The sequence below is a fragment of the Roseovarius sp. MBR-79 genome (genome assembly GCF_053628555.1).
In genome coordinates this window covers 258,823-270,623 of record NZ_JBRJGP010000003.1, presented here as the reverse complement: position 1 = coordinate 270,623, position 11,801 = coordinate 258,823, and the positions used below count along the sequence as shown (strand labels likewise).

Here is an 11,801-nt window from a genome sequence, read left to right as displayed (position 1 = left end):
CAGATCGGGCAAATGCAGAAAACCGTTCCGGAGATGTGATTGCAACGGGAAACCCGTTCCCGACCTTCACATATGCGTGTCTGAATGTGTCGCCTCAGTCGGGCGCGAGCATATAGCCCTCGCCGCGCACGGTTTGCAGGTAGCGCGGCTGTTTCGGGTCGGTCTCGATCTTGCGGCGCAACCGGGTGATCTGCACATCGACGGCGCGTTCCTGCGCCTGCCCGTTATCGCGGCCCAACTCCTCGACAAGGCGGGCGCGGCTGATCGCCTGGCGCGGATTGTCCGCGAAGATGCGCATGAGCTGCACCTCGGTCGCCGTGAGCTTGACCGGCGCACCGCCGCGCGTCAGCTCGGCACGCTCGATATCGTAGCGAACGGGGCCCATGCGCAGGGCGCGGGGCTGGATTTCCTCGGGTTCCGGCTCGGGCATTCGGCGCAGGATGGCGTTGATCCGCAGCAAGAGTTCGCGCGGCTCGAACGGTTTCGGGAGATAATCATCGGCCCCCGCCTCCAGCCCCTCGATGCGGTCGGCAGCCTCGCCCTTGGCGGTGAGCAGCAGAATGGGGGTGGTGCGGCTCTCGCGCAGGGTGCGGGTCAGATCGACGCCGCTCTCTCCGGGCATCATCACGTCGAGCACGATGAGGTCGAAATCAAGCCCCGCGAGCACACGCCGCGCATGGCCCGCATCGCGGGCCACGGAGACAAGAAAGCCGTGCCGCATGAGGAACTTGCGAAGCAGGTCCCGGATGCGTTCGTCATCATCGACGATCAGAAGATGCGGCGCAGGTTCGCTCATGTGTCGGACTCCCTGATGGCATGGTAGCGGCGGCGCATGTCGGGGTCCATCATTGCTTCGAGCACCTGCCGAAAGCCCGCGACCGCCTGCGGACCGGCGGCGCGATAGGCGGCACGCATGCGCGCGCGCTGGGCATCCGACAGCTTGCGTTCCAGTGCCAGGCCCGCCTCGGTCAAAGTCAGGTGCCGTTCGCGCCGATCGTTCGCGCCAACCCGGCTTTCGACCAGACCATCCTCGATCAGGGTGCGCAGCACGCGGTTCAGCGATTGTTTGGTCACGCCGAGAATGGTGAGGAGGTTGTTCACGGTGGTGCCGGGATTGCGGGCGATGAAGTGGAGCGCGCGGTGATGGGCGCGGCCATAGGCCATGGTGGCAAGGATGCGGTCCGGATCGGCGGTAAAGCCGCGATAGGCAAAGAACATCGCTTCGATGCCCTGACGCAATTGCTCATCGGTGAGAAACAAGAGGTTTTCGCCGCCCTGTATCTCGGCCATGGCACTGCTCCGTTCACAATTCACCTGTTACAGCCTGATATTAAGTCAGCTTTATTGACATTCCAAGATCGAATCGGTAGCAACTTTCAGAAACTGCGTAATTTAATGTCCGTTATGGCCATAATTCACGCAATAAATGAAAAATTTAACCCGTGAGGATGGGATCATGGCAAGTTACGACGACCGCGACGGCAAGATCTGGATGGATGGCAAACTCATCGACTGGCGGGATGCCAACGTGCATATCCTGACCCACGCGCTGCATTATGCAAGCTCGGTCTTCGAAGGCGAGCGCTGCTATGATGGCAAGGTGTTCAAAAGCCGCGCCCATTCCGAACGCTTGCTGAAATCGGGCGAGCTGATGGATATGCCGATCCCCTACACGGTGGACGAGATCGAAGCGGCCAAGCGCGCGGTTCTGGAGGCCAACGGGTTCAGCAACGCCTATGTTCGCGTGGTGGCGTTTCGCGGCGCGGGCGAGGATATGGGGGTGGCCGCCGCGCGCAACCCGATCCGCATGGCGGTGACGGCATGGGAATGGGGGAATTACTACGGCGACGCCAAAATGAAGGGTGCCAAGCTCGACATCGCCAAGTGGAAGCGCCCGAGCCCCGAGACGATCCCGGTGGCGGCCAAGGCGGCCGGTCTCTACATGATCTGCACCATGTCCAAGCACGCCGCCGAGGCCAAGGGCTGCTCGGACGCCATGTTCCTCGATTATCGTGGTTACGTGGCCGAGGCGACGGGGGCCAATATCTTCTTCGTCAAGGATGGCGAGGTGCACACGCCGCTGACGGATGCGATCCTCAACGGGCTGACGCGGCAGACGGTGATCGGAATGTTGAAGGATCGTCAGATCAAGGTGCATGAGCGCCATATCATGCCCGAGGAACTGGAAGGTTTCGAGCAGTGCTGGTTGACCGGCTCTGCCGCCGAGGTGACGCCAGTGGGGCAGATCGGCGATTACACTTTCGAGGTGGGCGCCATGACCCGCGAGGTCTCTCAGGCCTATGAGGCGCTTGTGCGCGCCTGATACCTGCGGCCCAGAGAGACGCGCCGCCCGGTCCCTGCCGGGCGGCTTTTTCGTGCCTGCACGCGAGTGATTCGCGCCACTTCCGGGGCGCGGGGGCGTTCTGTCGCGCGACGGCGGCTTTTGGCACTCGGCTTAAAATTGTCGAAAATGTGACGATCCCGGGTCGCGGTCATCCGCCGCCCCACGCCCGTGCCGCACCCGTCCCTTTTGGAGCGAAATGCGGACGTAACGCTGCGTAATGGGGAGTTTTACTGCCGCATTCTCCGTTCTCAGGAAACAGTCGAATACATATATCAGCGCTGACCGAAAATCGGAAACAGTTTGTCGGTCCGGGCGGGAAAACTGGTGTGGAGATGGAAGCGATCGAAGATCGAAACCAGGCAACAATGTGGCCGTTTTTGGGCTGATCGTTTGGGCAGGCACGCCAGTCAAAATGGCAAAGTCATGGCAGGGAAACTCGGGGGAGTTATATTTTTCACGATGGCAGATATCGTAAAAGTTGTATTTTTCTCAGAGTCTTGACCGCGAAAAATGGCGGGGGCATATTGCCTAAGTCTACTTGGTTCTTGGATAAATTCCTGTGACTGGCATGTGGGGGCATGACGTTACTGGAAGGCCGAAGCGGCGAGCCGGGTGATGCCATATGCGGCTGGGGTTCGGAATGCGTGTGTAATTCGTCGGGGTCGTCCGACACGGTCTTGCCTCATTTCGATCCACGAAAGGTCTTGTTTCGCCGGGGGGTCGGCGAGGCGTCATTTATGGTGTCAGAAGTCACGAGAGTGCTGGTTTCTGCTGGGGAGTTGCTGCCATGTCGGTCGTGGATACTGCGGGCTCGAACCGCGTTGATCTTTCGCATTTTATTCAAAACGGCCCTGTTCGGCAAAAAAGTGATGGTGTTTATGACCGTGTGGTCAAGCGGGTGTTCGATATCGCCATTGTCCTCCTGCTTGCGCCGGTCGCACTTGTGATTGTGGGGGTATTTTGCCCGCTGATCATGCTCGACGGGAAATCACCCTTCTACACCCAGCCGCGCGTCGGGCGTAGCGGGCGGCTCTTCCGCATGTGGAAGTTGCGCAGCATGGTGGCGGATGCCGATGCGCGCCTTGGGGCCTATCTCGATGCGAACCCGGAGCGCCGCCGCGAATGGGACGAAAACCAGAAGCTGCGCGATGATCCCCGGATCACGCGGGTGGGGCGGATCATCCGGAAAACCTCGATCGACGAGTTGCCCCAGTTGTGGAACGTGCTGAGGGGCGAGATGTCGATGGTGGGTCCACGCCCGATGATGCCTGACCAGCAAGCCATCTATCCCGGCACGGCCTATTACGCGCTGCGCCCCGGTATAACCGGGTTCTGGCAGACCTCGGTGCGTAACGAAAGCAGCTTTGCCGACCGGGCGAGGTTTGACGCGCAATACTTCCGCGACCTGTCGCTTGGAACCGATCTGATGGTGATGCTGCGCACGGTGCGGGTGGTGCTGTGCGGCACCGGCTGCTGAGCACGATCGCGCGGCTTGCCCTGAAATCGTTGGAATGCTGCCCTCTTGCTGCGTAAGAACTGAGGCACGCTTGGCCTGTGGGACGGGTGATCCCGGTCCGCACGGCAAGAGAAACGAGGTGCCCGGCGCATCATGCCCAACGGGTTCGCATATCTGATGCTGGCGCTCTGGCCGCTGGTGACGCTGGTGATGTTCCGTCGCTGGCCGTTGGAACGTGCGCTGGTGTGGTCGCTGCTGGGGGCGTTCCTGTTCCTGCCGCCGCCGCCTGCGGCGTTCGATTTCCCGATGATGCCGCCGCTGTCCAAGGAGTCGCTGCCAAGCGTGGCGACCTTTCTGATCTGCCTCTATCATTGCGGCAAAGAGCGCGTGCGCCGTCCGCTTCTGCCGGAGGGGGTTCTGGCGCGGGCGCTGGTGGCGCTGTTTGTCCTGAGTCCCATCGCAACCGTGGCGACCAATACCGAGGAGGTGTTTTTCGGACGCATCGGCCTGCCGGGGCTGGGGATCAAGGATATGGTGGCGCTCGTCCTGCTGCAATTCATCCTGCTCATGCCGTTTCTTCTGGCGCGCGCGCATCTGGCCACGGCGCGGGGCCTGCGCGAACTGGTGCTGGCGATTGCCGTCGGGGGGCTGATCTACTCGGTGCCGATGCTGGTCGAGGTGCGGCTGTCGCCGCAGCTCAACATATGGGTCTACGGGTATTTCCAGCACATGTTCGACCAGATGATCCGGCAAGGCGGGTTCCGGCCCATCGTGTTCCTGTATCACGGGCTGTGGGCGGCGTTCTTTACCGTCATGGCGATCACCTGCGCGCTGGCGCTGGCGCGCAAGGCCGATGGGCGGCAGCGCGTTCTTTGGCTGGTGGCGGCGCTCTACCTGGGGGTCGTGCTGGTGCTGGCCAAGTCGCTCGGATCACTGCTGTTCGGGCTATATCTGGCGCCGCTGGCACTGTTTCTGCCGACGCGGCTACAGGTGCGGATCGCGGGGATCATGATGGTCGTGGCGATTTCCTATCCGGTGCTGAAGGGGGCGGGCCATGTGCCGGTGGACTGGCTGCTTGAAAAGGCGGCGGGGATTGACCCGGATCGGGCGGCGTCGCTGCAATTCCGGTTCGACAACGAGGATATCCTGATGGCGCGCGCGCAGGAAAAGCCCGTGTTCGGCTGGGGAAGCTGGGGGCGCAACCAGATTTTCGACCCCGTCAGCGGGGCGATCATGACCGTGTCGGACGGGCGCTGGATCATCCTGATCGGGATTTTCGGCTGGGTGGGCTATCTGGCCGAGTTCGGTCTGATCGCGCTGCCGGTGCTGCTGCTCTGGGCGCGGGGGGCCGGGCTGGCAAGTTTGGGCGCGGGGCCGCTGGTGGGGCCGGTCGCGCTGTTGCTGGCGATCAACCTGATCGAGTTGATCCCCAACGCAACGCTGATGCCGCTGACATGGCTTCTGGCCGGGGCGGTGCTGGGGCTTGGCGAACAGGTGCGCCAGGTGGCGGGGCCGGTGCAGCGCCGCCCGCTGGGCTGGAAGCCGCTGATGTGAGGCCGGACATGCCCTACCCCCGTGTTCTGGTCCTTGCCGAGGCGGCCAATCCCGAATGGGTCTCGGTGCCGCTGGTCGGCTGGTCGCTGGCGACGGCGCTGCGCGCGGTGGCGGATGTGCATATCGTCACGCAGGTGCGCAACCGGGATGCGTTTTTGCGCGCAGGGCTGACGGAGGGGCAGGATTTCACCGCCATCGAGTCCGAGGCACTGGCGCGGCCGGTCTGGGCGCTCAGCGAGCGCTTGCGCATGGGCGAGGGCAAGGGCTGGACCATGGTGCAGGCGCTTAGCGCGCTGAGCTATCCGTGGTTCGAGCATCTGGTCTGGCGGCGCTTCGGGGCCGAGATCCGCGCCGGGGCATGGGATATCGTGCACCGGATCACGCCGCTTAGCCCGACGATCTCCTCATCGCTGGCGGGGCGCTGTGCGGGGGCGGGGGTGCCATTCGTCCTTGGGCCGCTCAATGGCGGGGTGCCATGGCCCAAGGCATTTGACGCCGAGCGGCGGCGCGAGCGGGAATATCTGAGCTATCTGCGCGGCGCCTACAAGGCGCTGCCGGGGCGCGCATCGACCCTGCGCCACGCCACCGCAATCCTCGCAGGCTCTCGGCACACGCTGGGAGAGTTGCCGAAATGGGCACAGGCCAAGGCGGTCTATCTGCCGGAAAACGCCATTGATCCGATGCGGTTTTCGCAGCTGGCGGCCCATGCCGAGGGCGGCCCGCTGCGCGCCGCGTTCGTCGGGCGGCTGGTGCCCTACAAGGGGCCGGACATGCTGATCGAGGCGGCGGCGCCCATGCTGCGCGACGGGCGGCTGGTGCTCGACATCGTGGGCGACGGGCCGATGATGGGCGATCTGCGCGCGCAGGCGGCGGGCCTTGGTGTGGCGGACCGGGTCAGGTTTCACGGCTGGCTGGCGCATGAGGTTGTGCAGGATGTGCTCGCCTCCTGTCATCTCTTTGCCTTTCCGTCGGTGCGCGAGTTCGGTGGTGGCGTGGTGCTGGAGGCGATGGCGCTGGGCGTGCCGCCGCTCATCGTCGATTATGCCGGACCGGGCGAATTGGTGGCCGAGGGGCGCGGCATGAAGGTGCCGCTTGGCACGCGGGCCTCGATTGTTGCCGGGTTTGCCGGTGCGTTCGAGCGTGCGGCGCAGAACCGCGCGGGGCTGGCCGCCATGGGTTGGGCGGGCCGTGATTGGGTGAGGGCGCAGGCGACATGGGAGGCGAAGGCGCGGCAGGTGCGCGCGGTCTATGATGCGGTGCTGGCGCGCGCGCCCTTGCCGGCGGTGTTCGGTTGAGGGCTCAGGAGCGTGCCCTGAGGCGCAGCGCGTCAAGCGCGAGGCCGGGCAGCAACGCCGCGCAGCGCGCGTAGCGCGGCCCGAGGCGACGCGGCTGCGAGAGCATCCGCCACAACCATTCAAGCGCGAGGCGGCGCACAAGGCGCGGCGCGCGGTGCTGTGTCCCGGCGAGAAAGTCCAGACCGGCCCCGATCCCGGCAAGGCCAATCTGTGGCAGGGCGGCACGGGTGCGGGCGGCGAAAATCTCTTGCTTCGGTGCGCCAAGCGCCAGCAGGCAGAGCCGCGCGCCGGATTGCCGCAGCGCCGTGATCACCGCCGCGCCCTGCGGCCCCGCGGGATCAAACCCCATGGGCGGCGCGATGCGGGCGGCAACACGCAGCCCGGGCACTTCGGCGCGCAACCCCTCTTCGGCCCCTTGCAGGGCCGCCTCGGTGCTGCCGACAAGCGCAACGGTGTGGCCCGCCTCGGTGGCCAGGCGCGCAAGCGGCGCAACCATATCGGCACCGGGCACAAGCCCGACCGGACGGCGCGCGAGCCGCGAGAGCCACACCACCGGGTTGCCATCGGCCACGATCAGGTCATGGCGCGCATAGGCGTCGAGAAACGCAGGATCGGCGCGCAGCTTCACAAGGTGGTCGAGGTTGAGCGTGGCGAGCGCAAACCCCTCACCCGCAGCGAACCGGCGCGCCACCTCTGACAGAAGGGCGGCGCGGTCGCGCGGGGCGATGCGCAGGGTCTGGTCCTTGATGCGGAATTCCACGCGGTGCTCCTTTGCCACAGGTGGTATAAGGCGCGCGGGATCGCGTTGGCCAGAGGGCGAAACCGGGGAGATTTCGGGATTTCCGCGCAATGGCTTGGCTTTGCGGAAATATTGTCGGATTCTCGCCATGTTGGCATGGTGAATGGGCGTGTGATGGCAGGCAGATCGGGATCAGGCGGGCAGGATGTGGCCGGGCGCGTGGCGCTTGTCGGCTGTGGCTTCGTGGCCGATCTCTACATGCGGTCGCTGCGGCTTTATCCCGATGTTGCGGTGGTGGGCGTGCATGACCGCGACGCCGCCCGACAGGCGGCATTCGTGGCACATTGGGGGGTCGAGGGCGTGGCCTCGCTCGCGGCGCTGCTTGACCGGTTGAGACCCGGCGATGTGGTGCTCAACCTCACCAACCCGGCCTCGCACGCAGAGGTCAGCCGTGCCGTTCTGGCGGCCGGCCACCATGTCTGGTGTGAAAAGCCGATGACACTCGATCTGGAGCAGGCGCAGGCGCTGCACGATCTGGCCGAAGCGCGCGGCCTTTGGCATCTGTCGGCCCCGGCCTCGGTTCTGGGCGAGGCGGCACAGGTGATGCTGGCGGCGGTGCGGCGCGGTGTGGCGGGCCGCGTGCGGCTCATCCATGCCGAGATGGATGACGGCTATATCCCGCAGGCACCCTACCGGCTCTGGCAGAGCGAGAGCGGCGCGCCCTGGCCCGCAGGTGACGAATTCGCCGTGGGCTGCACGCTGGAACATGCAGGCTATGTTGTGGCCTGGCTCATCGCGATCTTCGGGCCGGTCACGCGGGTGGTGGCGGCCTCGGCGCAGGTGGTGCCGGAGACGGGTGCGGGCGCGCCGGATGTCTCGGTCGCGGTGCTGATCTTCGAGGGGGGCGAGGTGGCGCGGCTCACCTGCTCGATCGTCGCGCCGCACGACCACCGGTTGCGGATGATCGGCGACAAGGGTGTGCTGGCGCTGCGCGAGGTCTGGGACAATGGCGCGGCGGTGCGCTTCCACCGGCGGTTCACGCTGCGGCGGCGGCTGATGGAGGCCCCGTTGGGGCGTCGGCTGCGCGCGCGCGGGCCGAGCCATCCCAAGGTCGGGCGCTGGGGCGCGGCGGCGATGAATTTCGCGCTCGGACCCATCGAGATGCTGGCGGCGCAGGCCGAGGGGCGGTCCTGTCGGTTGACGAATGCCATGGCGCTGCACCTGACCGAGGTGGTGCTGGCGATTCACGAGGGCACCGGCGCGCGCGAGATGGTCACGCGCTGCGCGGCGATGGAGCCTGCGCCATGGGCCTGAGGCTGATCATCACGGGCGCGGGCGGGTTTCTCGGCCGGGCGGTGGCGCGCGCGGCGGCGGCGCGGGGGCACGAGGTGCGCGCGCTCACCCGCGCTGATCTGGATCTTGCGCGCGACGATCCTTCTGCGGTGCTGGAGGGGGCCGAGTGCGTGATCCATCTCGCCGGATCGCTCTCGGGCGACGTGGAGGTGCAGGCGCGCGATACGCTGGGCGGCACGGCACGGCTGATCGCGGGTTTGCAGGCGATGGCGCTGCCGCCGCGCGTCGTGCTGGCAAGCTCCATCGCCGTCTATGACGCGGATGCGGGCGGGATCGTGACCGAGGCCACGCCGCTGGAGGCGCGGCCCTCTCGGCGCGATGCCTATGCGCGCGCCAAGATCGCGCAGGAGGCAATGCTGCGCGAGAGCGGGTTGCGGCACACGACCCTGCGGCCCGGTGCCATCATCGGGCCGGGACGGGTGTGGAACGCGCATCTGGGGCCGGTGATCGGCGGGGTTCTGCTGCGGATGGAGCGACGCGGCGAGGTGCCGCTTGTCTCGCGTGACGATTGCGTGCGGGCCTTCGTTCTGGCCGCCGAGATGCCGGGAGAGGGGCGCGCGCTCAATATCCTCGGGGCCGACCGGCCGACGCGGGCGCGGTTCATCGCGGCGCTGCGCGCGGGCGGCTGGCCACGGCATGTGGTGCCATTCAACTGGCGGCTCATGATGCCGCTGGCGTGGCTGCTCTCGCCCTTGGGGGACCGGGTGCCGGGGCTGTTGCGGCCTGCCGTGCTGCGCGCTCGGATGGCACCCGTGGCCTATGACATCGCGGCGGCGGAGGCGGCGCTCGGTTGGGCGCCGCAGGAGGATTTCGACACCGCGCTGCGGCGCGCGCGGGAGGGGGCGACATGAGCCTGCGCATCGCCTATCTGACCGGCGAATATCCCCGCGCCACCGACACCTTCATTCAGCGCGAGGTGGCGGGGCTGCGGGCGCTGGGCCTGACGGTCGAGACCTGTTCGGTGCGGCGCACGGGGGCGGAGCATCACACCGGCCCCGAGCAGCGCGCAGAGGCCGCGCGCACGTTTCACGTGCTGGAGGCGACGCTGTCGCTGCGCCTGATACCGGCGCTGTTGGCCGCGTGGCGGCGGCCCGGTCGCTGGTTTGCCGCGCTGCGGCTGGCGTGGCGGACAAGTCCCGGCGGGCTGCGGGCGCTGGCCTATCAGATGGTCTATCTGGCCGAGGCCACCGCGCTGGCGCATCATCTGCGCGCGCGCGGCGTCACCCATATCCACAACCATATCGCCAAGTCGAGCGGCACGGTGGCGATGCTGGCCTCGGAAATGTCGGGCATCCCCTACAGTTTCACCCTGCACGGGCCGGATATTTTCTACGAGCCGCATCACTGGCGGCTGGATGAAAAGATCGCGCGGGCGCGCTTTGTCGCCTGCATCAGCCATTTCGCCCGCTCGCAGGCAATGGTGTTCTCAGACCCTGCGCATTGGGACAAGCTGCATATCGTGCATTGCGGGGTGGACCCGGCGCTTTACGACGGGGCGCGCGGCGGGGGGCCCGCGCATCTGGTCTTTGTCGGGCGGCTGGCGGCGGTGAAAGGCGTGCCGGTGCTGCTGGAGGCCATGCAGGGCCTGATCGCCGATCACCCCGGCCTGCGGCTGACGCTGGTGGGCGACGGGCCGGAGCGCGCGGCGCTCGAGGCGCGGGCCGAGGTCTTGCGCGGCCATGTCGATTTCGTCGGCTACAAGTCGCAAGACGAGGTGGCGGCGCTCTTGCGGGAGGCCACCGCGCTGGTGCTGCCAAGCTTTGCCGAGGGGTTGCCGGTGGTGCTGATGGAGGCGCTCGCTGCCCGCGTGCCGGTGGTGGCGACGCGCATCGCAGGCGTGGCGGAACTGGTCGAGGACGGGGTGAGCGGGCGGTTGGTGGCACCGGGGGATGTGCGCGCCTTGCGCGCGGCGCTGGCGGAGGTTCTGGGCGACGGCACGTTGCGCGCGGGCATGGGCGCGGCAGGGCGCGCGCGGGTGGTGGCGGAATTTGACAGCGCGCGCGAGGCGGCGTGGCTGGCGCAGCTGCTCAACGGCTATTCGCGCGGCACCCCGCCCGCGACGGTGCGCCCGGAGGGCAGGCCATGAATGTGGCGGTGGTCATTATCGGGCGCAATGAGGGCGCACGGCTTCTGGCCTGTCTGGACTCGCTCAAGGGCCAGGGGCTGCGGTTGGTTTATGTCGATAGCGGATCGAGCGATGGCAGCGTGGCGGCGGCGCGCGCCGCGGGGGCAGAGGTGGTGGAACTGGACCGCGCGACACCCTTCACGGCGGCGCGGGCGCGCAATGCGGGGTTTGAGGCGCTGGGCGCGGACCTGCCCGAGGCGGTGCATTTCATCGACGGCGATTGCATCGTCGAGCCGGGCTGGATCGAGGCGGCGGTGGCCGCGCTCGCAGCCGATAGAAGCCTTGGCCTTGTCACCGGCTGGCGGTCGGAGATTTATCCTGAGGCGTCGGTCTACAACGCGCTGTGCGACCACGAATGGCACCGCCCGGCGGGCGAGATCCCGGCCTGTGGCGGTGACATGCTGCTGCGGGTCGCGGCCTATCGCGCGGTGGGCGGCTTTGACGGGCAGATCATCGCCTCGGAGGATGAAGAATTCTGCCAGCGGCTGTGCAAGGCGGGGTGGCGGCTCATCCGTCTGCCCCTGCCGATGACGCGCCACGATGCCGCGATGACGCGGTTCGGGCAATGGTGGCGGCGCGCGGTCCGCTCGGGGCATGGATTCGCGCAGGTGGGTGATATGCATCCGGGCTATTTCGCGCGCGAGCGGGCGCGGGTCTGGGCCTATGGCCTGGCGCTGCCGGTGCTGGCGCTTGGCGGGCTCTTCTGGTGGCCGCTCTTGGCGGCTGTGCTGGCGGTCTATGCGCTGTCCTATGCCAAGACGGCGCAGGGGCTGCGAGAGGGCGGGATGGGCACGCGCGCGGCGCTGCATCAGGCGATGTTCCTCAGCCTTTCGAAATTTCCCAACCTGATCGGTATGCTGACCTACAAGCTCCGAAAATGGCAGGGGGTGGCAATGCAGATCATCGAATACAAGTGAGCGATTTGAAGGACGGAA

At 66.8% G+C, this 11,801-nt stretch carries 11 protein-coding genes; 8 read left to right on the top strand and 3 right to left on the bottom strand.

The genetic code is table 11. The annotated features are described in order from the left end of the window. Positions 1 to 94 precede the first annotated feature (94 nt). Together ACSSV8_RS04785 and ACSSV8_RS04780 are read right to left on the bottom strand one after the other, a co-directional pair. Positions 95 to 796 (bottom strand): response regulator, encoded by a 702-nt coding sequence (locus ACSSV8_RS04785; protein WP_454281677.1) that lies wholly within the window; start codon positions 794 to 796, stop codon positions 95 to 97. Beyond that, positions 793 to 1,290, bottom strand: a complete 498-nt coding sequence (locus ACSSV8_RS04780) for a MarR family winged helix-turn-helix transcriptional regulator (protein ID WP_454281676.1) — start codon at positions 1,288 to 1,290, stop codon at positions 793 to 795. The genes ACSSV8_RS04785 and ACSSV8_RS04780 overlap by 4 nt, the downstream gene beginning before the upstream one ends. A 166-nt stretch (positions 1,291 to 1,456) precedes the next feature. Here ACSSV8_RS04780 and ACSSV8_RS04775 point away from each other — a divergent pair, with 166 nt between their 5' ends. The 4 genes from ACSSV8_RS04775 (at position 1,457) to ACSSV8_RS04760 (ending at position 6,649) form a co-directional block, all read left to right on the top strand. Next, the gene (locus ACSSV8_RS04775; RefSeq protein ID WP_454281675.1) at positions 1,457 to 2,323 is read left to right on the top strand and encodes a branched-chain amino acid aminotransferase; all 867 of its coding nucleotides are present in this window, start codon (positions 1,457 to 1,459) and stop codon (positions 2,321 to 2,323) included. 808 nt (positions 2,324 to 3,131) lie between these two features. After that, positions 3,132 to 3,821 carry a sugar transferase gene (locus ACSSV8_RS04770; RefSeq protein WP_454281674.1) on the top strand — a complete coding sequence of 230 codons (690 nt, stop codon included), beginning with the start codon at positions 3,132 to 3,134 and terminating at the stop codon, positions 3,819 to 3,821. Positions 3,822 to 3,953: 132 nt separating this feature from the next. Continuing rightward, positions 3,954 to 5,354 (top strand): hypothetical protein, encoded by a 1,401-nt coding sequence (locus ACSSV8_RS04765; protein WP_454281673.1) that lies wholly within the window; start codon positions 3,954 to 3,956, stop codon positions 5,352 to 5,354. 8 nt (positions 5,355 to 5,362) lie between these two features. Continuing rightward, entirely contained in the window at positions 5,363 to 6,649 is a 1,287-nt protein-coding gene (locus tag ACSSV8_RS04760) for a glycosyltransferase family 4 protein (RefSeq protein ID WP_454281672.1), read from the top strand. 4 nt (positions 6,650 to 6,653) lie between these two features. Here ACSSV8_RS04760 and ACSSV8_RS04755 read toward each other — a convergent pair whose 3' ends face one another. Continuing rightward, positions 6,654 to 7,409, bottom strand: coding sequence for a WecB/TagA/CpsF family glycosyltransferase (locus tag ACSSV8_RS04755; protein ID WP_454281671.1), 756 nt, complete (start codon positions 7,407 to 7,409; stop codon positions 6,654 to 6,656). Positions 7,410 to 7,562: 153 nt separating this feature from the next. Here ACSSV8_RS04755 and ACSSV8_RS04750 point away from each other — a divergent pair, with 153 nt between their 5' ends. From ACSSV8_RS04750 to ACSSV8_RS04735, 4 genes are read left to right on the top strand one after another with little or no spacing between them, the layout of a single operon-like run. Then, positions 7,563 to 8,702, top strand: a complete 1,140-nt coding sequence (locus ACSSV8_RS04750) for a Gfo/Idh/MocA family protein (RefSeq protein WP_454281670.1) — start codon at positions 7,563 to 7,565, stop codon at positions 8,700 to 8,702. After that, positions 8,693 to 9,592: an NAD-dependent epimerase/dehydratase family protein gene (locus ACSSV8_RS04745; protein WP_454281669.1), complete on the top strand. Its 900-nt coding sequence runs from the start codon at positions 8,693 to 8,695 to the stop codon at positions 9,590 to 9,592. Before ACSSV8_RS04750 ends, ACSSV8_RS04745 begins: the two co-directional genes overlap by 10 nt. Continuing rightward, on the top strand, positions 9,589 to 10,827 hold the full coding sequence (locus ACSSV8_RS04740) for a glycosyltransferase (RefSeq protein WP_454281668.1): 1,239 nt from the start codon (positions 9,589 to 9,591) through the stop codon (positions 10,825 to 10,827). Before ACSSV8_RS04745 ends, ACSSV8_RS04740 begins: the two co-directional genes overlap by 4 nt. After that, entirely contained in the window at positions 10,824 to 11,783 is a 960-nt protein-coding gene (locus ACSSV8_RS04735; RefSeq protein ID WP_454281667.1) for a glycosyltransferase, read from the top strand. The genes ACSSV8_RS04740 and ACSSV8_RS04735 overlap by 4 nt, the downstream gene beginning before the upstream one ends. Positions 11,784 to 11,801 lie beyond the last annotated feature (18 nt).

Coding starts and splice junctions, on each gene's coding strand:
- ACSSV8_RS04785 (WP_454281677.1), bottom strand. CDS start 796: ATGAGCGAACCTGCGCCGCATCTTCTGATCGTCGATGATGACGAACGC.
- ACSSV8_RS04780 (WP_454281676.1), bottom strand. CDS start 1,290: ATGGCCGAGATACAGGGCGGCGAAAACCTCTTGTTTCTCACCGATGAG.
- ACSSV8_RS04775 (WP_454281675.1), top strand. CDS start 1,457: ATGGCAAGTTACGACGACCGCGACGGCAAGATCTGGATGGATGGCAAA.
- ACSSV8_RS04770 (WP_454281674.1), top strand. CDS start 3,132: ATGTCGGTCGTGGATACTGCGGGCTCGAACCGCGTTGATCTTTCGCAT.
- ACSSV8_RS04765 (WP_454281673.1), top strand. CDS start 3,954: ATGCCCAACGGGTTCGCATATCTGATGCTGGCGCTCTGGCCGCTGGTG.
- ACSSV8_RS04760 (WP_454281672.1), top strand. CDS start 5,363: ATGCCCTACCCCCGTGTTCTGGTCCTTGCCGAGGCGGCCAATCCCGAA.
- ACSSV8_RS04750 (WP_454281670.1), top strand. CDS start 7,563: ATGGCAGGCAGATCGGGATCAGGCGGGCAGGATGTGGCCGGGCGCGTG.
- ACSSV8_RS04745 (WP_454281669.1), top strand. CDS start 8,693: ATGGGCCTGAGGCTGATCATCACGGGCGCGGGCGGGTTTCTCGGCCGG.
- ACSSV8_RS04740 (WP_454281668.1), top strand. CDS start 9,589: ATGAGCCTGCGCATCGCCTATCTGACCGGCGAATATCCCCGCGCCACC.
- ACSSV8_RS04735 (WP_454281667.1), top strand. CDS start 10,824: ATGAATGTGGCGGTGGTCATTATCGGGCGCAATGAGGGCGCACGGCTT.